The sequence below is a fragment of the Catellatospora vulcania genome, assembly GCF_009720385.1.
In the GTDB taxonomy this organism is placed as follows: Bacteria; Actinomycetota; Actinomycetes; order Mycobacteriales; family Micromonosporaceae; genus Catellatospora; species Catellatospora vulcania.
In genome coordinates this window covers 103969-126976 of sequence record NZ_WARX01000026.1, presented here as the reverse complement: position 1 = coordinate 126976, position 23008 = coordinate 103969, and the positions used below count along the sequence as shown (strand labels likewise).

General features: G+C 72.4%; 28 protein-coding genes. 12 read left to right on the top strand and 16 right to left on the bottom strand.

What is annotated here, in order from left to right; translation table 11 throughout:
• Nucleotides 1-141 precede the first annotated feature (141 nt).
• Complete coding sequence (locus tag F6W97_RS36130; RefSeq protein ID WP_230687260.1) at nucleotides 142-555, bottom strand: DoxX family protein; 414 nt, start codon at nucleotides 553-555, stop codon at nucleotides 142-144.
• Between the two features lie 80 nt (nucleotides 556-635).
• Here F6W97_RS36130 and F6W97_RS36125 point away from each other — a divergent pair, with 80 nt between their 5' ends.
• Complete coding sequence (locus F6W97_RS36125; protein ID WP_230687259.1) at nucleotides 636-1010, top strand: winged helix-turn-helix transcriptional regulator; 375 nt, start codon at nucleotides 636-638, stop codon at nucleotides 1008-1010.
• A 297-nt stretch (nucleotides 1011-1307) separates the two neighbouring features.
• Here the strand turns inward: F6W97_RS36125 and F6W97_RS36120 are convergent, their stop codons facing one another.
• Nucleotides 1308-1709 carry a hypothetical protein gene (locus F6W97_RS36120; RefSeq protein ID WP_155375068.1) on the bottom strand — a complete coding sequence of 134 codons (402 nt, stop codon included), beginning with the start codon at nucleotides 1707-1709 and terminating at the stop codon, nucleotides 1308-1310.
• A 128-nt stretch (nucleotides 1710-1837) separates the two neighbouring features.
• Between F6W97_RS36120 and F6W97_RS36115 the strand changes: the two genes are divergently transcribed.
• The 4 genes from F6W97_RS36115 to F6W97_RS36100 all read left to right on the top strand — a co-directional run bounded on the left by F6W97_RS36115 (nucleotide 1838) and on the right by F6W97_RS36100 (nucleotide 3764).
• Entirely contained in the window at nucleotides 1838-2329 is a 492-nt protein-coding gene (locus F6W97_RS36115) for an SRPBCC family protein (protein WP_155375067.1), read from the top strand.
• On the top strand, nucleotides 2329-2691 hold the full coding sequence (locus F6W97_RS36110; RefSeq protein ID WP_155375066.1) for a hypothetical protein: 363 nt from the start codon (nucleotides 2329-2331) through the stop codon (nucleotides 2689-2691). The genes F6W97_RS36115 and F6W97_RS36110 overlap by 1 nt, the downstream gene beginning before the upstream one ends.
• Nucleotides 2692-2804: 113 nt before the next feature.
• Entirely contained in the window at nucleotides 2805-3287 is a 483-nt protein-coding gene (locus F6W97_RS36105; RefSeq protein ID WP_155375065.1) for a MarR family transcriptional regulator, read from the top strand.
• A gap of 84 nt (nucleotides 3288-3371) precedes the next feature.
• Nucleotides 3372-3764, top strand: a complete 393-nt coding sequence (locus F6W97_RS36100; protein ID WP_155375064.1) for a DUF3592 domain-containing protein — start codon at nucleotides 3372-3374, stop codon at nucleotides 3762-3764.
• A 48-nt stretch (nucleotides 3765-3812) separates the two neighbouring features.
• Here F6W97_RS36100 and F6W97_RS36095 read toward each other — a convergent pair whose 3' ends face one another.
• Nucleotides 3813-4400 (bottom strand): TMEM165/GDT1 family protein, encoded by a 588-nt coding sequence (locus F6W97_RS36095; RefSeq protein ID WP_155375119.1) that lies wholly within the window; start codon nucleotides 4398-4400, stop codon nucleotides 3813-3815.
• A 315-nt stretch (nucleotides 4401-4715) separates the two neighbouring features.
• Here F6W97_RS36095 and F6W97_RS36090 point away from each other — a divergent pair, with 315 nt between their 5' ends.
• Nucleotides 4716-5255: a V-type ATP synthase subunit I domain-containing protein gene (locus F6W97_RS36090; RefSeq protein WP_155375063.1), complete on the top strand. Its 540-nt coding sequence runs from the start codon at nucleotides 4716-4718 to the stop codon at nucleotides 5253-5255.
• Nucleotides 5256-5283: 28 nt separating this feature from the next.
• Here F6W97_RS36090 and F6W97_RS36085 read toward each other — a convergent pair whose 3' ends face one another.
• Nucleotides 5284-5805 (bottom strand): DoxX family protein, encoded by a 522-nt coding sequence (locus F6W97_RS36085; RefSeq protein ID WP_230687258.1) that lies wholly within the window; start codon nucleotides 5803-5805, stop codon nucleotides 5284-5286.
• Between the two features lie 107 nt (nucleotides 5806-5912).
• Between F6W97_RS36085 and F6W97_RS36080 the strand changes: the two genes are divergently transcribed.
• Entirely contained in the window at nucleotides 5913-6467 is a 555-nt protein-coding gene (locus F6W97_RS36080) for a TetR/AcrR family transcriptional regulator (RefSeq protein WP_230687257.1), read from the top strand.
• A gap of 15 nt (nucleotides 6468-6482) precedes the next feature.
• On the opposite strand, the gene F6W97_RS36075 is transcribed toward F6W97_RS36080, so the two are convergent.
• The 3 genes from F6W97_RS36075 to F6W97_RS36065 all read right to left on the bottom strand — a co-directional run bounded on the left by F6W97_RS36075 (nucleotide 6483) and on the right by F6W97_RS36065 (nucleotide 9281).
• Nucleotides 6483-7142, bottom strand: a complete 660-nt coding sequence (locus tag F6W97_RS36075) for a hypothetical protein (RefSeq protein ID WP_155375061.1) — start codon at nucleotides 7140-7142, stop codon at nucleotides 6483-6485.
• Nucleotides 7143-7160: 18 nt separating this feature from the next.
• On the bottom strand, nucleotides 7161-8630 hold the full coding sequence (locus F6W97_RS36070) for a serine/threonine-protein kinase (RefSeq protein ID WP_155375060.1): 1470 nt from the start codon (nucleotides 8628-8630) through the stop codon (nucleotides 7161-7163).
• Nucleotides 8631-8705: 75 nt separating this feature from the next.
• On the bottom strand, nucleotides 8706-9281 hold the full coding sequence (locus F6W97_RS36065; RefSeq protein WP_155375059.1) for a hypothetical protein: 576 nt from the start codon (nucleotides 9279-9281) through the stop codon (nucleotides 8706-8708).
• A gap of 131 nt (nucleotides 9282-9412) precedes the next feature.
• On the opposite strand from F6W97_RS36065, the gene F6W97_RS36060 reads away from it, so the two are divergent.
• The 3 genes from F6W97_RS36060 (at nucleotide 9413) to F6W97_RS36050 (ending at nucleotide 11763) form a co-directional block, all read left to right on the top strand.
• Nucleotides 9413-10597 carry a sensor histidine kinase gene (locus F6W97_RS36060; RefSeq protein ID WP_230687256.1) on the top strand — a complete coding sequence of 395 codons (1185 nt, stop codon included), beginning with the start codon at nucleotides 9413-9415 and terminating at the stop codon, nucleotides 10595-10597.
• Nucleotides 10594-11250 carry a response regulator gene (locus F6W97_RS36055; RefSeq protein ID WP_155375058.1) on the top strand — a complete coding sequence of 219 codons (657 nt, stop codon included), beginning with the start codon at nucleotides 10594-10596 and terminating at the stop codon, nucleotides 11248-11250. Before F6W97_RS36060 ends, F6W97_RS36055 begins: the two co-directional genes overlap by 4 nt.
• A gap of 96 nt (nucleotides 11251-11346) precedes the next feature.
• Nucleotides 11347-11763, top strand: coding sequence for a GNAT family N-acetyltransferase (locus F6W97_RS36050; RefSeq protein WP_196279475.1), 417 nt, complete (start codon nucleotides 11347-11349; stop codon nucleotides 11761-11763).
• A gap of 62 nt (nucleotides 11764-11825) precedes the next feature.
• Here the strand turns inward: F6W97_RS36050 and F6W97_RS36045 are convergent, their stop codons facing one another.
• From F6W97_RS36045 to F6W97_RS36015, 7 genes are all read right to left on the bottom strand, one after another.
• A complete protein-coding gene (locus F6W97_RS36045; RefSeq protein ID WP_196279483.1) occupies nucleotides 11826-13127 on the bottom strand; it encodes a carbohydrate-binding protein in 1302 nt (433 codons plus the stop codon).
• Nucleotides 13128-13382: 255 nt separating this feature from the next.
• The gene (locus tag F6W97_RS36040) at nucleotides 13383-14651 is read right to left on the bottom strand and encodes an MFS transporter (RefSeq protein WP_155375055.1); all 1269 of its coding nucleotides are present in this window, start codon (nucleotides 14649-14651) and stop codon (nucleotides 13383-13385) included.
• Between the two features lie 53 nt (nucleotides 14652-14704).
• Complete coding sequence (locus F6W97_RS36035) at nucleotides 14705-15583, bottom strand: aldo/keto reductase (RefSeq protein WP_196279474.1); 879 nt, start codon at nucleotides 15581-15583, stop codon at nucleotides 14705-14707.
• A gap of 112 nt (nucleotides 15584-15695) precedes the next feature.
• Complete coding sequence (locus tag F6W97_RS36030) at nucleotides 15696-16649, bottom strand: ADP-ribosylglycohydrolase family protein (protein WP_155375054.1); 954 nt, start codon at nucleotides 16647-16649, stop codon at nucleotides 15696-15698.
• Nucleotides 16650-16671: 22 nt separating this feature from the next.
• Nucleotides 16672-17403: a hypothetical protein gene (locus tag F6W97_RS36025; RefSeq protein ID WP_155375053.1), complete on the bottom strand. Its 732-nt coding sequence runs from the start codon at nucleotides 17401-17403 to the stop codon at nucleotides 16672-16674.
• A 340-nt stretch (nucleotides 17404-17743) separates the two neighbouring features.
• Nucleotides 17744-18601 (bottom strand): ABC transporter permease, encoded by an 858-nt coding sequence (locus F6W97_RS36020; RefSeq protein WP_155375052.1) that lies wholly within the window; start codon nucleotides 18599-18601, stop codon nucleotides 17744-17746.
• Nucleotides 18598-19503, bottom strand: coding sequence for an ATP-binding cassette domain-containing protein (locus tag F6W97_RS36015; RefSeq protein WP_155375051.1), 906 nt, complete (start codon nucleotides 19501-19503; stop codon nucleotides 18598-18600). The genes F6W97_RS36020 and F6W97_RS36015 overlap by 4 nt, the downstream gene beginning before the upstream one ends.
• A gap of 131 nt (nucleotides 19504-19634) precedes the next feature.
• On the opposite strand from F6W97_RS36015, the gene F6W97_RS36010 reads away from it, so the two are divergent.
• Both F6W97_RS36010 and F6W97_RS36005 read left to right on the top strand, forming a co-directional pair.
• On the top strand, nucleotides 19635-20858 hold the full coding sequence (locus tag F6W97_RS36010; RefSeq protein ID WP_230687255.1) for a sensor histidine kinase: 1224 nt from the start codon (nucleotides 19635-19637) through the stop codon (nucleotides 20856-20858).
• Nucleotides 20855-21511 (top strand): response regulator, encoded by a 657-nt coding sequence (locus F6W97_RS36005; RefSeq protein ID WP_155375050.1) that lies wholly within the window; start codon nucleotides 20855-20857, stop codon nucleotides 21509-21511. The genes F6W97_RS36010 and F6W97_RS36005 overlap by 4 nt, the downstream gene beginning before the upstream one ends.
• On the opposite strand, the gene F6W97_RS36000 is transcribed toward F6W97_RS36005, so the two are convergent.
• Together F6W97_RS36000 and F6W97_RS35995 are read right to left on the bottom strand one after the other, a co-directional pair.
• On the bottom strand, nucleotides 21495-22202 hold the full coding sequence (locus F6W97_RS36000; protein ID WP_155375049.1) for a pyridoxamine 5'-phosphate oxidase family protein: 708 nt from the start codon (nucleotides 22200-22202) through the stop codon (nucleotides 21495-21497). The genes F6W97_RS36005 and F6W97_RS36000 overlap by 17 nt on opposite strands.
• Nucleotides 22203-22333: 131 nt before the next feature.
• Nucleotides 22334-22999, bottom strand: a complete 666-nt coding sequence (locus F6W97_RS35995) for a copper resistance CopC family protein (protein ID WP_196279473.1) — start codon at nucleotides 22997-22999, stop codon at nucleotides 22334-22336.
• Nucleotides 23000-23008: the final 9 nt, after the last annotated feature.

Sequence of the window (23008 nt, the reverse complement as noted above, 5' to 3'; positions counted from 1 at the left end):
GGCGTCATACGGCGGCGAGGGCGTCGCGCAGCTCCTCGGTCTGTGCGAGCGCAGGCTGACGTCCTCGGCCGGATCACCTGGCGGTGACCGTCGAGGGCCTGTTTCGGCTGGTCGTGGCCGTCGGGCGGCGGTCGGGACGCCTCAAAGCCAGATCGTGCCAAGCCAGATCGTCGCGGCGGCAGTCACGAGCAGTGCGATGTTGAGCCCGATCAGGCGGGCCTCGCCACGGGACAGGTGGACCGCGATGCCGCCGACCTGGATCAGGAAGAGGCCGATCGCGGCGGCGGCGGCGAGCCAGGTCGCGATCCCGGTCAGCGGCGGCAGGATCAACCCGGCCGCGCCGAGGATCTCCAGCACGCCGATGGTCCGGACCAGCGGCATCGGGACGCGGTCGACCCAGCCCATCATGGGCTGGAGCTGTTCCTGACTCCGGGCGACCTTCATGCCTCCGGCGTACAGGTAGAACACCGCGAGCAGTCCCGCGACGATCCAGTAGGCGAGTTCCATGGTGCTCCCTCGGGGCGAGAACATGACGGTGACCAGGATGGTTACCATCCGGAAGTTGCTACATGATGCGTCACCGTGGAACGGCTTACAAAAGGCACACGTGTGTGCGTGAGGCACAGGGGGTTGTCATGGACTACGAGCACACGTGCATGATCCGTGGAGACGGCGGTCAGAGGATCCGGGCGATCCTGGACCAGATCTGTAACAAGTGGACGCTGCTCATCGTGGCGACCCTCGATCGGGGCACGCTCCGCTTCACTGAGCTGCACCAGCAGATACCGGGCATCTCCCAGCGCATGCTGACGCTGACCCTGCGCAACCTGGAGCGCGACGGGCTGGTGGCCAGGTCGGTGTTCGCGGAGGTGCCGCCGCGGGTGGAGTATGCGCTGACAGTCACCGGCAAGAGCCTGATTCCGCCCGCGCTGGCGCTGGCCGGCTGGGCCATCGAACACGTTCCGCACATCGAGGCCAGCCGGGCTGCCTACGAGACACGGAGCGCCTGACGGGGCGACCGCTCACACCGGCCACACCCTGGCCGAAGTCGGCCGGACGCCGGGGCACGAGGGGTCCGAGCCGATCTCGACCAGCACGCCGCCGACCTCGATCCGCACGAGTTCCCCAACTTCACCGAAGTCATCCGCACTCGCGCGGGGCTCGACTTCGACACCCGGTTCGCCCAGGCGGTCGACATGCTGCTGGCCGGCTACGAGGCCCTGGGGAACGAGTGACGGCTGGTCCCACGGGCGCCTGGCGTCAGCGCACGACCGTGCCGCCTGCCGGGCCGCGAATCAAGCCACAGGTCACCACTCGCGCCAGTCGTCAGTCAGCTCCCAGCGGTTGATGCCGCGTCGCTCAGCCAATGCGGGCACGTCGATGCCGGCCTCGCCCAGAACGGCATCGATGTAATCGCACAGCTGCTCCCGCTCGCCGGTTTCGTAGCCGGCTCCGCCGTGGTCGTCGTTGACGCGATTCAGATCGAGCACGACTCGCCGCACCATGTCCATGACGTCGTCGTCGGTCGGCTCCGTCACCCGCCCGACTTCGACCTCGAACCTGCTGAGGACGGCGTCGGTCGCATCCAGCAACGACACGGGGAACAGCTGCGCTGCGAACGCGTCATCCGGCCCGAGAACGCCTCGGGCCACTTCGGCGGCTTCTGCGGCGACGTTTTCGCGCCAGTGCTGGGAGGGTCGGTCGGCCATGGCCGAGATCATGCAGAGCGGGTACGACACTGGGCTGAGCCCCGGCGGCAGGGCGATGTGCCGGCATGATCCATGCTGGTGGCGGCGACCTTCGGGCGAGGTGTGGCGCCGCATGGCAGGATGGCGCGATGCCCGTCGTGGAGGCCGTGACGATCGTCCCCGTCCCGCCCGCGGTCGCGTTCGCGGTGTCGCAGACCACCGGCGAGACCCGCTACCGCTGGGACCCGTTCGTGCGCGAGCAGCACCTGCTCGACGGCGCTGCCCGGCCAGGCAAGGGGGTGCGCACGTTCACCCGGTCGCGGCACGGCCTGTCCATGGTCAGCGAGTACGTCTCCTACGCCCCGCCCACCAACGTCGGCATGAAGATGGTCCGCGGGCCGTGGTTCTTCGAGATGATGGCCGGCGGCTGGCGCTTCGCGCCGGCGGAGCAGCCCGGCCACACGGTCGCCACGTGGCGCTACCACTTCCGCACCCGGCCGGCGGTGATCCGCCCGATTGCCGACCGGGTCGGGATGTGGTTGCTCGGCCGGGACATCCGCCGCCGCATCGCAGGCTTCGCCGCCGGCTGCCAGGACCCGGTGGTGCTGGCAGCGATCGAGACGTCCATGGAGGAATCCTGATGACCGCCGAGCGTCGACTGCTCCGTTTCTCGTACTTCGAGCACGAGTGGGACGAAGACATCAACGGAGCGGAGGCCATGGAGGCCGAGCTGCTGCGCCGGGCGGCCGAGGGGCGGTGGCAGGAGGTCGACGACGACGAGCCGGACGAGTTCGCGACGTTCGACGAGCTGGCCCAGCGCGCCGTGGAGGTCGTCGTGGGGGAGTGGGAGATGCCTGCGGCGGCGGTGGAGCTTCCGCTGGACATGCTCCGCGCGGTCATCGCCGAAGGCGGCTGGTCTTTCGCGGCCGGCGAGTTCTCGGATTTCGAGGGCCACCACAACGACACCGAATACACCGTGAAGCTTGTCCGGGATCTCGCGTAGCACGTCGCCGTGGCTGCTCCACGTCGCCGTCAGCACTTCCAAACACCGGACGGACCGAACCGGATTCCGTACGATATGAGAATCGTATTAATCCGGGCCTTGGGGTCGTGCGCATGAGTTCCGTGGCACCTGGCGACGCCCGTGCGCGGCGGCAGCGCACCCACGAGATCAAAGACGGCCTGCGCGAGTTGCGCGACCAGCTCGCCATGCTCAACCGGCAGGTGGGAGCACGGCTGGAACTCAAGGATGTCGACCTGGACTGTCTCGAACTGATCAGCCGGCACGGGCCGCTGAATCCCGGCGCTGTCGCGCGGCGGGCCGGGGTGCACCCGGCAACCATGACCGGCATCCTCGACCGGCTCGAACACGCCGGCTGGGTGACCCGCGAACCCGACCCGGCCGACCGCCGCGGGGTGAGCGTGCGCGCCCTGCCCGACCGCGCGGGCGAGGTGCACGGCCTGCTGGCAGGCATGAACAATGCGGTGGAAGACATCTGCGCCGGCTACAGCTACGCGGAACTGGACGTCATCGCCGGATTCCTCGACCGCGCGATCGAAGCCGGCCGGGCCGCCACCGAGGACCTGGCCGGCGCCTGAGGGTCGGCGCGAGGATCGGCCGGCGGACACCGCGCCTTGCCGCTGACCGCTACCGTGCGTGCAGCGTCGACGAAGGGACCGCGGGTGCCGGAGGTGGTGAGATGGTTCTTCGTTGCCGTATTGACCTCGTTGCCGGCCGTCAGTGCCGCGATCGAAGGCCCTGCAACGCTGAGGGAGTGGCGGCTGCGCCTGTCCGGTCAGACGGTGGTGGGCAAGGTGACCGGCATCAGCCGGTTCGGCAACTACGGATGCCGCGGCACCGTCCGGTACACCGTGGCGCGCGGTAGGCACACCGTCAGCGGACACATCGATCCGCGGACGACCGTCGGACAGGAGTACACGGTGCGTTACCTGCCCTCGAAACCGCAGGTGGCAGTCCTCTCCGAGGGAGTGTTCATGCTCCTGTTCAAGACGCTCGCGATCATCGGCCTCACCGCGATGGCGATCTGGCTGTGGAGCATGGCCCTGGCGTCGTGACGGCGAGCGGTCCCCTGCGGCCGCAGCGGGGCCGCAGGGGAGCCGGACTCAGGTGAGCTGGCCGACGGCATCCACCAGCAGCCATACGCCGAAAAGAACGAACAGCGCGGCCGCGCCGTAGCGCACGGCCCGCTCGGGCAGGCTGCGGCCCAGCCAGCGGCCGACCAGGATGGCCAGCGCGTCGGCGGCGACCATGCCCACCGTCGAGCCGACCCAGGTGCCGAACCAGCCGTGCTGGGTGGCCAGGGTGATGGTCGCCAGCATCGTCTTGTCGCCGAGTTCGGCGAGGAAGAACGCGCCGCCGACGGCCCACAGCGCCGACTTCCCGCCGCGCTGGGCCTTGGTCTTCTCCTCCTCGGTGAGGCTGTCGCCGCGCAGCGTCCAGGCGGCGAACGCCAGGAACGCCAGGCCCGCCGCGAGCGCGATCCAGCCGGTGGGCAGCGCGCTGCCGAGCCCGACCCCCACCCCGACCGACACCAGGTGCACCACGGCGGTGGCGATGGTGATGCCGGCCAGCACGATGCCGGTGCGGTAGCGGGTGGCGAACGTCATCGCCATCAGCTGGGACTTGTCACCCAGCTCGGCCACGAAGATGACGCCGAAACTGATCGCCAGAGCGGCGAGGAAACCTTCCACTGTGTCCTCCCGGGACGTGTTCACCGGGTTGAAGGCGCATGCGACGACCTCGACCCGGCATGGACTGCCTGAGTCGAAGGTCTCGCTCACCTGGCCGGAGGCCAGGTCGGGTGGCCGGGACCGCCGGAGCGGGCCAGTATGTCGACCACCACGTTCGGGAACTACTCCCCTTCGCGCTGCCGACGTTATCGCAGCGATCACCGTTCGAGGTGGCCTTAGTGGTGGGGGACACAGGCGCTGGGGCGCAGCGCCTTCGGCGTATGCCTGATTCGTACCGGCACGGCTCACCCTGAGTGATCATGGTTGGATGGGGCGATGCGCGGAGAACGTATCGGAGCGATGATCGGCTCCATCGGCGGCCTGGTCTTCATTCTCGTCAACGCGGGGCAGCTTTCCGCGCCGGTGGACACGCTGGTGCGGGTCGTCGGGGTGCTGGCCTTCGTCGCGGTGGTGTGGTTCGCGGTGATCCGGCCGGTGGGTGTGCCGGGTCCGGCGGAACCGCCGTCGCGGCAGGCGATCCGCGTCTACGGCTTCTCGGTGACGGCGATGGCGCTGGGCATCCCGGTCGGCGCGGGTGTCATCAACAACGTGCTGCACCAGCCCGTGCTGACGGTGCCGTGGGTGGTGCTCGTGGTGGGAGCGCACTTCCTGCCGTTCGCCGGAGCGTTCCGGGCGCCTGTCTTCGCCCGCCTGGGCTGGGTCATGATCGGCCTGGCGATCGTCGGGGGCGTTCTCGCGCTGACCGTCACGGAGGCCGCGTCGCCGTGGACCGGCGTGCTCGGCGGCGTCGCCCTGCTCGGCTTCAGCGCGGCCGGCTCGCAGCAGGACCGGCTGGAGGCCGAACCGGCCCGCTGACGGGTTGCGGGCCGGTTCGCGGCCCCGCTCACGGGAGCGTGGCGGCGGTCACCTCGGTGGGTCGGGTGTGGACGGCGTGGTGCGACGCCGGGGCGGACAGTGCCGCGGCGAGCGCGACGCCGATGTAGAGCACCTGCTCGGGGATGCGCTGCCACAGCGGCGAGGCCGCCTCGCCGTGGAACGGCACGTCGGCGACCGCGGCGTACACGTTGGCGGGCAGGAGCAGCAGGAACAGTGCCACCAGGCACAGGCCTGCGGCGCGGCGGGTGCGGGTGACGACGAGCCCGATCGCGCCGAGCAGTTCCAGCACGCCGGTCGCGTACACCATGGCGCCGGGGGCGGGCACGAACGGCGGCACCATCGCCACCAGGTCCGCGTGGGTCGGCATGACCGTCACGCCGGCCGGGACGAAATGCGCGGTCGCGGTCATCACGAGCATCGCGGCGAGCGCGTGCGCGCCGCTCGCGGCCCAGGTGGCGAACCTGCGCACGCCGAGCGCGCCGAGCCCGCGCAGGACCAGCAGACCGATGATCAGTACGGCGAGGGTCATGGTGGTTCTCTCCTGGTCTAGTCATTGACAAGTTCTGGACCGACGGTAGTCTGGACGTGAAGAACTTGTCAATGGAAAGATGGAGACCTCGGTCACCGCGGAAGGACGTGAGGACGATCGGATACCACCACGGAGATCTGCGGCGGACGGTGCTGGACGCCGCGGTCGACGCCATCGGGGAGTCCGGACTCGACGGCTGGAGCCTGCGTGAACTGGCCCGCCGGGCCGGGGTCTCGCACGCCGCCCCCGCACATCACTTCGGTGACAAGGCCGGGCTGCTGACGGCGCTGGCCGCGGAGGGCTTCGACCTGCTCGCCGACACGCTCAAGGACGCGGGGCCGGACTTCCTGGAGGCCGGGCTCGCGTACGTGCGCTTCGCCACCGCGCATCCGGTCCATTTCGGCGTGATGTTCCAGCCGAAGCTCTACCGGGCCGACGACACGGCCGTGCGGCACGCCCGCGAGCGGGCCGGGGCGCTGCTGGCCCAGGGTGCGCGTGCGGCGGAGGCCTCCCCGGTGGGCAGCGAGAACACGGCTCGGGCCGGCTGGTCGATCGCCCACGGCTTCGCCAGCCTGTGGCTGGCCGGAGCGCTGAGCGTGCCCCCGGACGCGGATCCGGTGGAGGCGGCCCGGCCGGTGCTGCGCCGACTGCTGGAGCGCTGAGCGGCCCCGCCGGGGTCAGGTGCCCGCCGCGGCGGGCGTGGTGGCGGAGTTGCGGGACAGCAGCACCGCGGCCAGGCAGGGCGCGAGCGCGAGCACGGCCGGCGCCCACCAGGGCCCGGCGCCGGTGAACACGCCCTGCACCAGGACGTAGAGGAGCACGGCGAGGACCCCGAGCACGGCGTGGACCACGCTGCCGGCGCGCCGCCCGATGCCGTACCCGATGATCGACCAGGCCAGGCAGCTCACCACGGCCGCCAGGACGGCCGTCACCACCAGCGGCTGCCGCCACAGCGCAGGGTCGAACGGGTGGCCGTGGCGCGCCATCTCGATCGCCATGCCTTTGCCGTTCAGCCGGTCGACGGCCCTCGGCACCGCCACCGCGAGCTGCGTCAGGGCCAGGCCCAGCCCGGCGGCGACCGCGGTGGGCAGGCCCGCGCCGTCACGCTGGGCATACCGTCCGAACAGGAGCGCGCCCAGTTGCGCGACCAGGGTGCCGGCGGTGGCCGCGAACGCGCCCGCGGTCAGCCAGGCCCACAGCTCCTGGTCGAAGCCCTGCGGGTCGGGGTTGAACCACGTCCAGGCATCGAGATTGGCATGGTGCAGGGCGTACGCGGCGAGCGCGGTGGCCGCGGCGAACCCGGCGAAGACCGCGCCGCGGCGGGCGAGGGGACCCATGTCGATGAGTATGCCGCCTCAGGCGAATTCGCTGCCCAGCCATTCGCCCGTGCCGGGCCCGGCCAGACAGTGGAAGATCCAGCGGTCCCGGCCGAGCTGCACCGGCCACGGCTCCAGCTCCCAGCCGACGGTGCGGGCCGGGTCGCGGCTGCTCGCGGCGAGCACCCGCGCCGTGCACACCGCGGCCACGGCCGGGTGCCCCAGCAGCTCTTCCTGCCGCAGGTAGACCGCGTCCTCGGGCAGTTCCGCGGCGGCGAACGTCTCCCAGTAGTGCTCCTCGTCCGGCGCGATCCGCCGCGGGGTGCGGCCCAGGCCGCCGGGGATGACCAGGCCGCCCCAGCACATCGGCGCGACCGGCACGTAGTAGCCGTCGCGGGGCCGGAACCCCGGTGGCACGACCACACCGCCGGGTGTCCCGGTGCCCGGGGTGAACGGCGGGGCCGTGTTCGGCCTCGGGGTGAGGACGGTGGCTTCGGCGTTGGAGGCGGCGAGGCCGCCGCCCGTGCGCGGCACGGCCGGCATGGCAGCGTGCGGCGTGCCGGAGTGCGGGGTGGCGACCGCCGTCGCCGCGAGGCCCGGTTCCAGCAGCGTCGGTGAGAGCGGGCTCCGCTGCTGCACGACGGTCGGCTCGGCGGAGTGCGGCACCGGCGTGGGTGCGACGCCGCTGCGCAGGGCTGCGGCGACCTGGGCGATCGCCGTGCCGAAGGTGGCCGCGTCGGCCCAGCGGTCGTTCGGTTCGACGGCCAGCGCCCGTTCCACCAGCGCCGCGACCGGGGCGGGCACGTGCGGGCCGAGCGGCGGGGGAGCCTGGTTGAGCCGCATCATGGCGGCCGCGAACGGGTTCTCGGCGGTGAACGGCCGCCGCCCGGTCAGGCATTCGTAGGCGACGACGCCGAGGGCGTACACGTCGCTGCGAGGGGTGGCCGGGTGGCCGAGCACCTGCTCCGGGGCCAGATAGGACAGCGTGCCGATGACCGCGCCGGTGGCGGTCAGCGCGGTCGCGCCGTCGCGGCGGGCGATGCCGAAGTCGGTGAGCAGCAGCGTGCCGTCGGGCCGCACCAGCATGTTGCCGGGCTTGACGTCGCGGTGCACGATGCCCCGGCCGTGCACCGCGTGCAGCGCGTCGGCGGCCTGGCCGACCAGGTGCAGCGACGGCGGCGCGGCGAGCCGGCCGTAGCGGGCCAGCACCTGGGAGAGGGGTTCGCCGTCGACGAACTCCATGACCAGGTACGCGCCCTCGGGGCCGCTGTAGAGGTCGTGGATGGCGACGACGCCGCGGTGGTGCACCCCGGCCATCGCCCGCGCCTCGGCGAGGAAGCGGCGGGCGAAGTCGGCGTCGTCGGCGAGCGAGGGCAGCACCGTCTTCACCGCGACGGTCCGGCCCAGCAGCTCGTCGGTGGCGCGCCAGACCTCGCCCATACCACCCGCGCCGATGCGCTGGTCCAAGCGATAGCGGCCGTTGAGCCGGACAGGCTCGGTCGTCGTCATGCCCGCCATTAAACCGAAGCACTTTCCCGCCCCCGCAGCCCGCTCGGCGGCCCGCGTTAAGAAGGTGCCCTTCCTCTACGGAAACCGTTGAGAAGGTGCCCTTCCTTCTTCCACAGTGGGGGCGCGCTTCGGGAAGAGGGTGTAGTAGACGGGCCAGCCGACAAGCCACACCCCAAGCACCACACTCAGCCGCCCGATCCACCCCTGCAGCTCCGCGGTCCGCCCGGGATCGCCGACCACCAGGATCGCCGCGCCGAGCAGCGCCACCGAGATCGCCCACGCGACCAGCGCCTTGACCCACTCGCGCCACTCGTGCCGGGTGCGCGCCGCGCCGTACCGCGGCGGGGGCACCGGGGCCGGCCCGCCCGCGAACCGGTGCGCGAACCGCACATCGGCCCAGCGGACCATCGACGGCCCGAACGCCACCGAGAAGCCCAGGTACGCCGCCGCGAGCCCGTGCGCCCAGGTGGCCGTCGCCCCGCGGGACAGGTCCAGCGCGGTGGCGGCGAGCAGGACGAGATCGGTGACGGGCACGCCGACCAGCAGCACCGTCGACACCCGCTGCCAGCGCAGCAGGTAGCGGGCGGCGAGCCCGGCGGCGAGGATGACCCAGAAACCGACCTCGCAGGCGGCGATGACGACCAGCAACATGATCCGATCATGTCCGGCTGCCGGGCGGTGCGCCTCGGCGTGCGGCACGAACCCTGCGTACACCGAAGGATGTAGGCGGTCTCGGTCACCGGCCGGTCGTGCCTGCCCGCGCCGTGTGCTGTGATCGACAGGTGACCGCACGCTGGCCTTCCTGGCGCACCGACCTGGCCATCAGCCTGGTGTCGTTCCTCGGCGGCCTGGTCCTGTACGCGGTCGGCGGCTGGCGCATGTTCTTCGGCACGAGCCTGTGGTCCGACGTCCCGCACTGGGTGCTGCTGGTGCCGATGACGGTGATGGCCGCCTGCTGCCTGCTGCGGCGGCTGGCCCCCGGCACCGGCGAGGCGATCGGTCTGGTGGCGCTGGCCGCCGACACCCTGCTCGGCGGCTCGCTCGGCACCGCGCTGATCTTCACGCAGGTCGTCTACGACGCGTGCGTCTACGGCAGGCCGTGGCTGTGGCGTGCCAACCTGTTCGGCTGGGTCGCCGCCTCGGTGCTGGCCGCGGCGGCGGGCGTTGTCGCTTCCGGCGACTGGCGCGGCGTGGTGCTCGGCCTGGTGGTGGCGCTGGTCGCGGTGCTGCCGACGGTCACCGGCATCAGCGTGCGGCAGTACCGTGACCAGGCGCGTATCCAGCGGCAGCGGGCCGAGGAGACGGCGCGGCTGGCGGCCTGGGAGCGCCGCCAGGCCGTCGCCGACGAGCGGGCCCGGATGGCTCGCGAGCTGCACGACGTGGTCGCCAACCAGCTCAGCGCCATCGCCATCCACGCCACCGCGGTGCTGTCCGCGCCCGACCCGAGCCCGCAGCTGGTCCGCCAGGCCGTCGAGCAGATCCGGGAGAGCAGTGTCTCCGGGCTGGCCGAGATGCGGCAGATGATCGGCCTGCTCCGCGAGGACGGCGACGCGGGGCCGGCCGACCCGGCCACCCGCCCCGGGCTGGCCTCGCTGCCGCAGCTCGTCGCGCAGGCGCGCACCGACGGGCTGGCCGTCGAGCTGCACAGCGGCGGCCTGGATCGGGCCCTGCCGGTCAGTGTCGACTTCGCCGCGCACCGGATCGTGCGGGAGAGCCTGGTCAACGCGTGGAAGCACGGCACGGGCACGGCGGTGCTGCGGGTCGACGTCGACGCCGACCGGGTGCTGATCGAGACGGACAACGAGCTGCGGCCGGGCGGGTCCACGCCGGGCAGCGGGCACGGGCTGATCGGTATGCGGGAGCGGGCGGCGCTGCTCGGCGGCACGCTGACCGCCGGGCCCGCGGACGGCCGGTGGCGGCTGCGCGCTTGGCTGCCCGTGCGCCACACCGAGGAGGCGGGGGCATGACGATCCGGGTGGTGGTCGCCGACGACCAGCCCGCGGTGCGCTCGGGCATCGTGCTGATCCTGCGTACGCACGCCGACATCGAGGTCGTCGGGGAGGCGGCCGACGGGGCGCAGGCGGTCGAGCTGTGCCGCCGCGAGCGCCCCGACGTCGCCCTGCTCGACGTGCGCATGCCGGTGCTCGACGGCATCGCCGCGACCCGGGAGATCGTCGCGCAGCGGCTGGCCCAGGTGCTCATCCTGACGACGTTCGACCTCGACGAGTACGTGTTCGGCGGCCTGCGCGCCGGGGCGGCCGGTTTCCTGCTCAAGGACATCGAGGCCGGGGCGCTGGCCGACGCGGTGCGCACCGTCGCGCGCGGTGACGCGATCATCGCGCCGGCGGCGACCCGCCGGCTGCTGGACCGGTTCCTGGCCGCGCCGCAGTGGACCGATCCGGCGGCCGCCCCGGACCTGGCCACGCTGACCGGACGGGAGCAGGAGGTGCTCGGCTGCCTCGGCGCGGGCATGTCCAACGGCGAGGTCGCGCAGGCGCTGGCGATGGCTGAGGCGACCGTGAAGACCCACGTCAGCCGGATTCTGGCCAAGCTGGGCCTGCGCAGCCGCGTACAGGCCGCGATCCTGGCCCGCGAGCACGGCCTGCGCCCGCCGGACTGACACCGCGTGCCGGGCCTGCCACATCCACGATGCCGTGGTGACGGTGGCGGAGTGGCGAGCGGATGTGTCCGTATATGTCAGCTAAAGTCGCCGCCCGTGTCCTATGACGTGATCGACCGGCTGCCGACGCTCGACGAATTCATCGCGGTCACCAGCGCGGTCGGCTGGCAGCTTGCGTACGACGCGGACGCGCTGCCGGTGTCGCTGGCCCGGTCGCTGCACGCCGTCGTCGCGGTGCACGGCGGCGAGGTGGTCGGCGTCGGGCGGGTGCTCGGCGACGGCGCGATCTACTTCTACCTGCACGACATCGCGGTGCTGCCGGAACACCAGGGGCGCGGGGTCGGCCGGGCCATCGTCACCGCCCTGGAGCGGTGGATCGCGACGCAGGCGGGGCCGCGCTCGTTCGTCGGCCTGTTCGCGGCGGGCGACACGAAACGCCTGTACAAGTCGTTCGGCTACCGCAAGGACCCGGAGATGACCGGGATGTACCGGGTCGGGCCGTACCGGGCCTGACCGGTGCGGGCTCCGCCCACCGCTGCGCGGCAGCGTGGACGGAGCCCGTGGATCAATGCCGGTCAGCGGCCCTGGAGCGCCTTGACGTTGTCGCCGAAGGTCCAGTTCTTCGACCCGTCCCAGTTGATGGACCAGGTCATCAGGCCCTTGAGCTGGCCGTTGAAGCTGTTCCACGACTGCGACACCAGCGACGGGGCCATGTAGCCGCCGCCCGCGCCGACCTGGGCGGGCAGACCCGGGACCTGCTTGTCATAGGGCACCCGGATCGTGGTGCCCTGGATGACCAGGCCGGTGTTGAGGCAGGTGGTCTGCGCGACGAAGCCCTGCACCGTGCCGGCCGAGTAGGAGTCGCCGGCGCAGCCGTACATGCTGCCGTTGTAGTACTGCATGTTCAACCACCACAGCCGGCCGTTGTCGGCGTACTTCTTGATGATGGGCAGGTAGGAGCCCCAGATCGAGCCGTAGGTGACGCTGCCGCCGGTGACGTACGCGGTCTCCGGGGCCATGGTGAGGCCGAAGTTGGACGGCATCTGCGCGAGCACGCCGTCGATGATGCGGATGAGGTTGGCCTGCGAGGTCGACAGCGTGTTGATGTTGCCGCTGCCGGTGAGGCCGGTCTCGATGTCGATGTCGATGCCGTCGAAGTTGTACTTCTTCAGCAGCGGCACGACGGTGGCGACGAACCGGTCGGCGACCGTGGACGAGCTGAGGTCGATACCGGCGGTGGCCCCGCCGATCGACATCAGGATGGTCAGGCCGGCGGCCTTGGCCGCGCACATCTCAGCCGGGGTGGCGACCTTCACACCCGCGTCCATGCCGTCCTCCCACAGCACCGTGCCGTCGGAGCGGATGACCGGGAACGCCGCGTTGATGACGTTGTAGCCGTGCTGGCGGATGCGGGCGTCGGTGATCGGCGTCCAGCCGAACGGCGGGTGCACACCGTTGGACGAGCCGTCCCAGTTCTCCCAGTAGCCGTGCAGGACCTTGCCGGCCGGGCGCGACTTCACGGCGCAGGTGGTGCCGCCGGGCGAGGTGGACGGCGACGGCGGCGGGGACACCGACGGGGACGGCGACGGCGGCTTCGAGGGCGAGGCCGACGGGGACGGCGACGGGGGCCGCGAGGGCGAGGCCGAGGGGGACGGCGGGGTGCCGTCGCACGCGCCCAGGTCGGTCCACAGCGACGGGGTCGCCGCGGGGTTCCAGCCGGCGCCCACGTGGGCGGTGTGGGTCACCAGCGCGCGGTACAGCCGGCCGTTGTAGGTGACCTGGGTGCCCACGGTGTAGGTGTTGCCCTCGGCCCAGGCCGGGGCGGTGCAGGCGACGAGGGCGCTGATCGGGGTCGGCGCGGCCTGGCCGCTCGGCATGGATACGACCGCGACCGCGAGGGTGGCCGCCGCGCTGGTGGCGATGGCGACCGCCCAGCGGGCTGAGCGGCGCAGCGTTCGTGAGGAGTTCGGCATGGCGTCATTATTAGGAAGCTTTACTGTCAATGTCTATGGGTGGACGGATGCCAATATGTACCTCCGTCGGATGTGGATCGTGCGTTCGGCCTGCGACCGAGGTCAGGTGCTGCCGGGCGGCCCGGGACAATCCGGACCGCCCGAAACGGTCGTGGACGCTCAGACGGCCGGAGCCGCCTGCAGGCGCGTCCGCTCGGCCCATCGCACGACGTGCGGCGCGGACAGTCCCACCACGACGAACACCCCGCCCATCAGCAGCCAGCCGGGCGTGCCCCAGGTGACACAGAGCAGGCCGAGCACCGACGGCGCGATCACGTTCGCCAGCCCCGTGCCGAACCCGGACACCCCGGTGTACTGGCCCTGGGCGTGCGCCGGCGCGAGCCGGAACTGCAGCTCCAGCGACGCGGCCGCGTGCCACAGCTCGCCGACGGTGTGCGTGGCGATCCCGACGGTCAGCAGCACCACGGCCAGCCACCCCGGTATGCCCGCCGTCGCCGCCATCAGCGCCATGCCGACCAGGAACGCCAGCCCGCAACGGCGCAACGCCCGCCCCGCGGCCGGGCCGGTGTCGATGCCCCGGCTCGCCCGGACCTGAAGCGCCGCGACCAGGGCGGTGTTGACGGCCACGGCCACCCCGATGAACCAGCGCGGCGCGTCGGTGCGCAACGTGATCCACAACGGCAGCGCGAAGACCAGCACCTGACCCTGGATCGACATGACGGCGTCGAGCGCGGTCACCACCAGATAGGGGGTGTCCTTCAGGACGACCCAGCGACCGGCCGACTCTTCGGGCACCGGGACCGGAGGCAGAGCCGGCAGCCGGGTGATGACGGCCGCGCAGACCACGAAACTCAGCGCGTTGCCCAGCACCAGCGCCAGGTACGCGGCCCGGGTGTCCAGCTGCACGGCCGTGCCCGCCGCCAGCGCCCCGCAGCACCCGGCGAGGTTGGCGACCGAGCGCAGGTAGGAGCGGAACCCGGTCAGGTTCGTGCCGCCGAATCCCCGCACCAGCGGCCCGCGCGCCGCCCCGCCCGCCGAGTTGGCCAGCTGGGTCAGGCACACCACCACCACGAACAGCCAGAACGAGTGGACGAACACCAGCGACGCCATCGACACGGCACGGACGATCAGGGTGGCCAGATAGATCTCGCGGGGCCCGCGCCGGTCGGCCAGATGCCCGACCGGCATCCCGGCAAGCATGCCGACCAGGGCGGCGATACCCATGCCCAGGGCGACCTTCGCCAGCGGCAGGCCGACCGAGCGGGTGAAGAACAGCGCGGCGCTGGTCATGAAGACGCCGGTGCCGACCATGTTGACGAAGGTCGCCAGCGCGATCACGCGCTGCGGGCCGCGATCCGGGATAAGCCCCCGCTCGACCAGCCAGGATCGGTGCGGCGACGGGACGGTGGGCTGACTTGTCGTGATCATCAAATGCGGTTCCTTCCCCCGTGGAATGGAGCTGCCGATGTCGAGGTGGTGGGCTACTCCAGGGCGGCCAGCTCTTCTGCCGACAGGCGCAGCGCCCCGGCGGCGATGTTCTCCACCAGGTGGTCGGGGTTGCCGGTGCCGGGGATGGCCAGGGTGTGCGGACCGCGGCTGAGCGTCCACGCGATCCGCACCTGGGCGGCCGTCACGCCGTGTGCCTGCGCCACGGACAGGACGGCGTCATTGCGGGCGACCCCGCCGGACTCCTTGCCCTCGCCGGCGAGCGAGAAGAACGGCACGAACGCGACGCCCTGCTCGCCGCAGACCCGCACGAACTCGTCGTGCATCCGCCGGGTGTCGACGCCGTACGGGTTCTGCACGCTCACGACCGGGGCGATGGCCTGCGCCTGCGCGAGGTGCTGCGGCCGGATGTTGGACAGGCCCAGGTGCCGGATCAGTCCGGCGTCGCGCAGCTCGGCCAGGACGCCGAAGTGCTCGGCCACCGAGTCCAGGCCGTGCTGGCGCAGGTAGACGAGGTCGAGGTGGTCGCGGCCGAGCTGGCGCAGGTTCTCCTCGACCTGCCCGCGCAGCTGGTCGGGCCGGGCCAGCGGCAGCCACTCGCCGGACGGGTCGCGGCCGGGCCCGACCTTCGCGGCGATGACCAGGTCGTCGGAGTACGGCGCGAGCGCCCGGTTGATCAGTTCGTTGGCCGAGCGCAGCGGCGAGAAGTAGAACGCCGCCGTGTCGATGTGGTTCACGCCCAGCTCGACGGCCTGGCGCAGTACGCCGATGGCCCGGTCGCGGTCGCTGGCGCCGCTGTAGCCGTAGTTGGCGCCGCCGGGCAGGCGCATCGCGCCGAATCCGATCCGGTTGACGGTCAGGTCACCGAGCTTCCAGGCACCTGACGAGGCCGCATTGATCAGGGGAGTAGGCATCGGCTGACCATAGCCATCGCCTCTGAGCTGCACACTCCGTCGAGTGCCCGATGGCGCAAAGCCAAGATCCTTGTTAACTTCATTAGTGTCAGGGCAACGTCTGCGGCCGTCGTCAGGGTTGGTAGAACTTCGCGGCCAGGTCGGTGAACTCGGCCCTGAACTGCAGCGGCGACAGCCAGCCGTCCGGGATGGACGAAACACCGTCGCGGGCGCCCAGCAGCCCGCCCGCGATCGCCGCGTTGGTGTCGCTGTCGTTGCCCAGGGCCACGATGTCGATCAACACGTCCGGCAGGGCACGGAAGTCGAGCACGGCGGCGACCGCCAGCGCCAGCGAGTCGAGCACGTACCCGTTGCCGTCGTCGGGCAGGCCGGTCACGCCGGTCCGGGAGAGTTCGGCCAGGTCCAGCCGCTCGCCTAGCGCGATCGCGTCCGCCACGTCCCGGTTGTCCAGCTCGCGCGCGATGGCCGCGCCGATCGCCACGGCGTCCGCCGGTGGGACGCCCTCGACCAGCGCGGCGACGATCTCGTTGTACGCGGCGCAGGCGACGGTGCACCGAGCGTCGGAGTGGGTGACCGCGGAGATGCGCATCGACTCCCGGATCCGCCGGTCGCGGTCGCGGACCGCGAGCGCGGTCGGGATGCAGCGCATCAGCGAGCCGTTGCCGGCCCGGCCGGGACCCGCGCCGCAGGTGTCCGGATCGCCGGTGCGGGCGAACGCGCGCAGCCCGTCCTCGGTCGCACCGCCGACATCCACGGGCGGGCGGCCGGGTTCGCGGCCGGGCCAGTCGCCCTCGTACCAGCTCAGCATCAGGCGGGCAGCGGACAGCACCACATCGTCGCCGGGGTCCAGATAGGCCAGTGCGACGGCACGGGTCAGGTCCGTGTCGTCGGTGGCGTGGCCGGGCGGCCACTCGAACACGCCGCCGCCCACGATCTCCCGGATGCCGTCCGGGTAACGAAACCGGATGTACTCCCAGGAGTCGAACTCGACGGTCGCGCCGAGCGCATCCCCGGCGTGCACGCCGAGCAGCGCGCCGGCCACCCGGTCCGATCTTCCGGTGGTCATGGCGCTGTCAGCGGGCCGCCGCTCAGGGGCGGCGGCGCTCCTGCGGCACCACCACGGCGGCCGGCTGGCGGCGTACCACGGCCGGCTGCTTGTGCTCCGGGGCCGCGACCTCGGCGAAGTGCTCGTCCTCGTCGTCACCCTCGGGTGCGGGGTGCTCGTCCAGGTCGAGCGCGTCGAGCTGGCTGTTCATGAACTTGCGCAGCCGGGCCCGGTAGTCGCGGTCGAAGTTCTGCAGCGCCTCGATGCGCCGCTGCAGCACCGAGCGCTTGCCCTCCAGGCTGCCCACCACGTCCTCGTACTGCTGCAGGGCGTCGCGCTCCAGCTCGTCGGCCTTGGCCTGGGCGGCCTCCACGATGTTGGTCGCGTTGGTGCGGGCGTCGGCGACCATGTGCTCGGTCTCCCGGCGGGCGCTGTCGGCGTGCGACTGCGCCTCGCGGCTGATCTCGACGGCCCTGGCCTGCGCGGCGGCCTGGATCTGCGCCGCCTCCTGGCGGGCGCTTTCCACGATGCCGCGTGCGTCACGGGCCAGGTCGTCGGCCTTGGCTCGGGCGTCGCCCTTGATCCGCTCGGCTTCGGCCTGTGCGTTGGCGACGTGCTCGTCGGCCGTGCGCCGGGCCAGCACCAGCACCTGCAGCGCCTGCCGCTCAGCCTCCGGGTCCGCGAGCACGCTGTTGTTCTGCTGTTCCATAGGTTCGTTCTCCGCCGGGCCGCTGAACAGGCCCTTCACTCGACCCTTCAACCGGTTGTCGGTCATCGCAGGTTCTCCTCACCCCAGTGTTCGCAACGCCGCGACTCCCGTCGGCCCGGGTCCACGTTCCCGCGCAGCCTGCACCGGCGAGAACAGCGCCGATGGTAGTCGCCCCGCCGCTGGCGGGGAAGGCGCGTCACCCGCTCCGCCGACCTTCGGGACGTACGGCCAGCAACTGTGTCTATGTGCGCACATCCCGACAGGTCGATGCCGTCACGTTTTCCGCAGTGGCGCCCGGCCGCCTCGCCGCGCCCGCAGCGAGCCGCGTTCCTGGTCATAGGCCGATCGGTGTGAGAAGGGCGCCTTCTACATCGCATAGCGATGTGAAGGCGCGCTTCCTTCGGGGTTAGACGTCGCGGCGGCGGACGGACAGGAGGGCGGGGACGAGCAGCGCGACGGGCCAGAGGGTCAGGACCAGCCAGGATTCCGTCACGGTGGCGGGGAAGTAGCCGGGGTGCGGTGGGGGCATCCAGTCGGTGACCAGTCGGTTCCAGGCGATGCCGGGCATGAGGTGGCCGAGCTCAGCCGACCAGCGCTTGTCCGAGGAGAACATCGTCGGGAGCATGATGAGCAGGAACACGCCGGTGACCATGGTGGTAGCGGTGTGGCGGATCAGCACGCCCAGGCCCAGGCCGATGAGCGCGCAGACCGGGGCGAGCAGCGCGGAGGCGGCCACGGCGCGGATCGCGACCGGGTCCGAGATGGACACCGCCGCGTCGCGTCCGGCGAGGATCGCCTGCGATGCCGCGAACGAGCCGCAGGCGATGACGATACCGGTCACGGCCCACACCGCGGCCGTCACCACGGCCTTGGCGAGCACGACCGCGCCGCGGGCGGGCACCGCCGCCGTCGTGGCCCGGATCAGGCCGCTGCCGTACTCGGAGACCACGGTCAGCGCGCCGAGGCTGGCGGCGACCAGCATCAGGGTCAGGTAGCCCTCCTGTGGGAACGCGTCGCCGAGGGAGAACATGTGCTCGCGCTGCGTCTCGGGCTCGTAGAACGGGAAGTTGTCGTAGTCGGCCTTGGCCGCCAGCGCGGCCGCTCCGACGACGAACAGCGTGGCCAGGCCGAGTGTCCACGGGGTGGACCGCAGCGACCACAGCTTGATCCACTCGGCGGCGACCAGGTCGGCGAACCGGGCCGGCGGCACGGCGGCGCGGGTGCGGGCGGCGACGGCCGGGGCCGGTTGCAGGGACGTGGTCATCGCGACCCGGCCAGGTGGTCGGCGTGACCGGCGGTGATCTCCATGAAGGCTTCCTCCAGGCTGGTGGTGCGGGTGGTCAGCTCGTGCAGCTCGACCGCGTTGGCGAAGGCGAGCGCGCCGATGCGCTCGGCGCTCAGCCCGCGTACGGCGAGGTGGTCGGGTGCGGCGTCGACGGTCGCGCCCGCGGCGGTCAGCGCGGCGGCGAGCACGGCCGGTTGCGGGGTGCGCACGGTGACCCGCCGGCGGGTGCCGCGGTCGGCGAACGCGCGCAGCGGCTCGGCGGCGATGAGCCGTCCCTGCCCGATGACGACGAGCTGGTCGGCGGTGTGCTCCATCTCCGTCATCAGGTGGCTGGACAGGAACACGGTGCGCCCCTCGGCGGCCAGCCGCCGGAACAGGTGGCGCACCCAGCGCACGCCTTCGGGGTCCATGCCGTTGATCGGCTCGTCGAACATCAGCACCGGCGGGTCGCCCAGCAGCGCCGCCGCGATGCCCAGGCGCTGCTTCATGCCCAGCGAGAAGCCGCCGACCCGGCGGTGCGCCGCGTCGGTCAGGCCGACCTCGGCCAGCACCTCGCCGACCCGCCGCCGCCCGATGCCGTTGCTGCGGGCCAGCGCGCTCAGATGGGCGGTGGCGCTGCGCCCGCCGTGCACCTGCTGCGCGTCGAGCAGTGCGCCGACGTGATGCAGGCCACGCCGGTGCGAGCGGAACGGCACCCCGCCTACCGTCGCCGCGCCGCCGGTGGGCGCGTCCAGGCCCAGGACGACCCGCAGCGTGGTGGTCTTGCCCGCGCCGTTCGGGCCGAGGAAGCCGGTGACATGTCCGGGCCGCACGGTGAAGGACAGGTCGTCGACAGCGGTCTTGCCGCCGTAACGCTTGGTCAGGCCGATGACTTCGATCATGGGAACGATCCTGTCCGGCGCGGCGGCCGCCGGCATCGGGCCGCGGACGGCAACCGCGGGCCGGACTGCATCCCGTGGGCGTACGCCCACGGGCCGATGCCCCACCACGCTGAGCTGGCTACTCTCGCCGGGTGGACCTCGACACCCCTGACCGGCGACCCCGCCGGACCGCCCTGGCGCAGGTGCGCGCCGCGCTGGCGTGGACCGGTGCGCTGGCGTCACCGTTCCTGCTGTTCTTCGCGATCACCGACGGCGCGGGCGGCGGCAGCGTCGACCTGGTGCCGTGGCTGTCGGTACGCCACCTGCTGCCCGCCCTCGCGCTGGCGCTGCCGTTCGCGCTGCTGCGCCGCCGTCCACTCACCGCGCTGGGCCTGCTGCTGTTCGGCTCCGCCGCGGCCACCGTCGCGATCCACACCCAGGAGGTCGCCTACCTCACCGACATGCGCTACCTGGAGATCATCGCCGTCGACCTCGCCGTGGCCGTCGTCGCGGCGAACCGGTCCCGGCGCGTCTCCGCCAGCGTGGCCTTCGCCGCGCTGCTCGTCCAGGTCGTCATCGGCTACGGCAACGGCCTGAACACGCCCGTCTTCGAATTCGAGATCCCCACCCTGGCCATGGCGCTGACCTGGACCGTCGGCAACTCGGTGCGGGCCCGCCGCGAGCACGCCGAGGCGATCCGCGTCCGGGCCGCGAGCCAGGCCACCACCGAGGAGCGGCTGCGCATCGCCCGGGAGCTGCACGACATGGTCGCGCACAGCATCGGCGTCATCGCGATCCAGGCGGGCATGGGCCGCCGCGTCATCGACACCCAGCCCGCCGAGGCCCGCAACGCGTTGCGGGCCATCGAGGAGACCAGCCGTGAGACCCTCGCCGGGCTGCGGCGCATGCTGGTCGGGCTGCGCCAGGACGCCCCCGGCGACGTCGCCCCGCCAGCTCCGGTGCTCGCCGACCTGGACCGGCTGGTCGACACCACCGCGGGCGGCGGGGTACGGGTCGCGCTGGACTGGCGCGGCGACCGGCGGGCGCTGCCCGGCGACATCGAACTGGCCGCGTACCGGGTGGTGCAGGAGGCCGTCACCAACGTGGTACGCCACGCGGCCACGCCGCACTGCGCGGTGACCGTCGACTACCGCGACGCCGAGCTGTGCCTGGAGGTCACCGACGACGGCCGCGGCAGCGCCGCCCCCGGTGCCGGCTACGGCGTCACCGGGATGCGCGAGCGGGTGGCCCTGCTCGGCGGCGAGTTCACCGCCGGACCGCGCGCTGAGGGCGGCTGGCGGGTCACCGCACGCCTGCCGCTGCCCGAGCAGCCCGGCACGATCGTGGCGCACGGCGCGGCGGTGGGTGCACGATGACGGTGCGGGTGCTGCTCGCCGACGACCAGCCGCTGGTGCGGTCCGGGCTGCGGGTGCTGATCAACGAGACGCCCGACCTGGCCGTCGTGGCGGAGGCCGGCACGGGCGCGGACGCGGTCCGGCTGACCGCGCAGGTGCGGCCCGACGTGGTGGTGATGGACATCCGCATGCCGGGCATGGACGGCATCGAGGCGACCCGGCAGATCACCGCCGCGTCCGGTCCGGCCCGGGTGCTCATGCTGACCACGTTCGACGAGGACGCCCACGTCTACGGGGCGCTGCGGGCCGGGGCCAGCGGATTCCTGGTCAAGGACATGGCACTCGACGACATCCTGGCCGCGATCCGCGTCGTCGCCGCCGGGGACGCGCTGATCGCGCCGAGCGTCACCCGCCGCCTCATCGCCGACTTCGCCGCCGCGCCGGCCGCCCCGCGCACGCCGCGCCCCGATCCGGGTATCACCGACCGGGAACGGGAAGTGCTCACCCTGATCGGCCGCGGGCTGTCCAACGGCGAGATCGCCCAGGAGCTGTTCATCTCCCCGGCAACCGCGAAGTCGCACGTGGCCCGGCTGCTCACGAAGCTGGCCGCCCGCGACCGCGTCCAGCTCGTCATCACCGCGTACGAGCTGGGCCTGGTCACACCGCCGGGGTGACGCGACGGCCCGGCCTGATCCGGCGCAGCCAGCGCCGCAGCAGCGTGGGCGGGACGTCGTCGGCGGGCGTGGCCGCGCGCGCGGCGGCGTCGGCGGCCGCGCCGAAGAAGTCCCCGCCCTTGCGCCGGGCGTCGTCGGTGCCCCACTCGCGTTTGCGCGGGGCCTTCGCCATCCGCGGGATGTGCTTGGCGCAGTGGATGTAGGCCTCCTGCACCTCGACCAGCACCCAGCGCTCGGCCCGCCGCCCGGGGACCGGGTCGACCGGCAGGTCCGGGTACGCGGCCCGGGCGAGGTCGTCCTCGACCACCGTCGCCCGGCCGTTGACGTGCAGCCCGATGACGTCGCCGACGAAGTCGACGAACAGCAGGCCCACGTGGCCGTTCTCGGTGATGTTGCCCAGGCTCGCCATCACCCCGTTGCCGCGGTACTCCGGCCAGGCGAGCCGCCCCGCGTCGAGCACGTGCACGAACCCGGCCGGTCCGGCCCGGAAGGTGTTGTCGCACTCCCCGGCGGCGTCGGAGGTCGCCACGAACATCATCTCCTGGCGGCCCACGAACGCGGTCATGCGCTCGTTGAGATGGTCGAGCACCTGCTGGTCGTAGAAGCGCTGCGCCCGGCCGGCCGTCCCGTGCGCCTGCTGGAGGCGGCGCTCCCCGGCCGAACCGTGGATCTTCTCGACGATCCGGGTCATCCTGCCTCCCTCGGACGCGCGCCACAGGGCGCCTGCGAACGAGATTCACGGACAGCGGGCGGCCCGCGTCGCACAGCGGGTGCGACGCGGGCCGAAGTCGATTCGTGGAAGTCGATGCGCCGGGGCGCGGATCAGCGGGCGGTGCGCCGCCGGTGCACGAGCACCCCGCCGACGGCCAGGGCTGCCACCAGCCCGGCGAGTGCCCAGTAAGGCCAGGTCGTGGAGCCGGGCTCGGCAGGGGCGGGTGCCGCCACCGGCGCACCGCCGGTCGCGGCGGGCTGCTGGGGCTGCGCGGTCTGGCCGAGCAGCAGCGGATCGGGCTGATTGGTCGGCGGCTGCCAGCCGGCGGGCGCGGCGGTCAGTTTGCCCTGGTAGTCGAAGCGGATCTCGCCGGAGACCTTGTCGCCGTCGGAGGCCACCGACAGGTAGGTGATGGTGTAGACGCCGGTCTGCGGCCAGTGCGACACGGGGATCACCGCCGGGAAGCCGGTGTTGTAGACCTGCGGCTCCCAGTTGCCGTCGCGCAGGGTCAGCTCCTGCACCGGGGTGGGCAGCGGCTTGGGCTCGCCGCCGGACCAGCCGTGGTCGACCCGGGTGCCGTCGGGGGCCTTCACCGTGAAGTACGCGCCCGGGTTCGCCTTCTCGGTGAACACCAGGCGCACGCTGTCGCGGGGCTCGGTCAGCGTGCTGCGGTCCGCGGGGTCGGAGAAGGCCAGCTGGCCGTGCGCCTGCGCGGGGGAGGGCAGCAGCACGGCCACGGCCACCGCGGCGAGGACGGCGGCGATCTTTCGAGACATGCGCATGAA

Bases quoted from the DNA above. Each gene is read 5' to 3' on its own strand.
- F6W97_RS36015 (WP_155375051.1), bottom strand. From the start codon at position 19,503: ATGATCGAAGTCATCGGCCTGACCAAGCGTTACGGCGGCAAGACCGCT.
- F6W97_RS36130 (WP_230687260.1), bottom strand. From the start codon at position 555: ATGGTAACCATCCTGGTCACCGTCATGTTCTCGCCCCGAGGGAGCACC.
- F6W97_RS36115 (WP_155375067.1), top strand. From the start codon at position 1,838: ATGCCCGTCGTGGAGGCCGTGACGATCGTCCCCGTCCCGCCCGCGGTC.
- F6W97_RS36065 (WP_155375059.1), bottom strand. From the start codon at position 9,281: ATGTTGCTGGTCGTCATCGCCGCCTGCGAGGTCGGTTTCTGGGTCATC.
- F6W97_RS36085 (WP_230687258.1), bottom strand. From the start codon at position 5,805: ATGACCCTCGCCGTACTGATCATCGGTCTGCTGGTCCTGCGCGGGCTC.
- F6W97_RS36020 (WP_155375052.1), bottom strand. From the start codon at position 18,601: ATGACCACGTCCCTGCAACCGGCCCCGGCCGTCGCCGCCCGCACCCGC.
- F6W97_RS36005 (WP_155375050.1), top strand. From the start codon at position 20,855: ATGACGGTGCGGGTGCTGCTCGCCGACGACCAGCCGCTGGTGCGGTCC.
- F6W97_RS36000 (WP_155375049.1), bottom strand. From the start codon at position 22,202: ATGACCCGGATCGTCGAGAAGATCCACGGTTCGGCCGGGGAGCGCCGC.
- F6W97_RS36030 (WP_155375054.1), bottom strand. From the start codon at position 16,649: ATGACCACCGGAAGATCGGACCGGGTGGCCGGCGCGCTGCTCGGCGTG.
- F6W97_RS36040 (WP_155375055.1), bottom strand. From the start codon at position 14,651: ATGATCACGACAAGTCAGCCCACCGTCCCGTCGCCGCACCGATCCTGG.
- F6W97_RS36110 (WP_155375066.1), top strand. From the start codon at position 2,329: ATGACCGCCGAGCGTCGACTGCTCCGTTTCTCGTACTTCGAGCACGAG.
- F6W97_RS36105 (WP_155375065.1), top strand. From the start codon at position 2,805: ATGAGTTCCGTGGCACCTGGCGACGCCCGTGCGCGGCGGCAGCGCACC.
- F6W97_RS36125 (WP_230687259.1), top strand. From the start codon at position 636: ATGGACTACGAGCACACGTGCATGATCCGTGGAGACGGCGGTCAGAGG.
- F6W97_RS36120 (WP_155375068.1), bottom strand. From the start codon at position 1,709: ATGGCCGACCGACCCTCCCAGCACTGGCGCGAAAACGTCGCCGCAGAA.
- F6W97_RS36055 (WP_155375058.1), top strand. From the start codon at position 10,594: ATGACGATCCGGGTGGTGGTCGCCGACGACCAGCCCGCGGTGCGCTCG.
- F6W97_RS36045 (WP_196279483.1), bottom strand. From the start codon at position 13,127: ATGCCGAGCGGCCAGGCCGCGCCGACCCCGATCAGCGCCCTCGTCGCC.
- F6W97_RS36070 (WP_155375060.1), bottom strand. From the start codon at position 8,630: ATGACGACGACCGAGCCTGTCCGGCTCAACGGCCGCTATCGCTTGGAC.
- F6W97_RS36025 (WP_155375053.1), bottom strand. From the start codon at position 17,403: ATGACCGACAACCGGTTGAAGGGTCGAGTGAAGGGCCTGTTCAGCGGC.
- F6W97_RS36075 (WP_155375061.1), bottom strand. From the start codon at position 7,142: ATGGGTCCCCTCGCCCGCCGCGGCGCGGTCTTCGCCGGGTTCGCCGCG.
- F6W97_RS35995 (WP_196279473.1), bottom strand. From the start codon at position 22,999: ATGTCTCGAAAGATCGCCGCCGTCCTCGCCGCGGTGGCCGTGGCCGTG.
- F6W97_RS36090 (WP_155375063.1), top strand. From the start codon at position 4,716: ATGCGCGGAGAACGTATCGGAGCGATGATCGGCTCCATCGGCGGCCTG.
- F6W97_RS36035 (WP_196279474.1), bottom strand. From the start codon at position 15,583: ATGCCTACTCCCCTGATCAATGCGGCCTCGTCAGGTGCCTGGAAGCTC.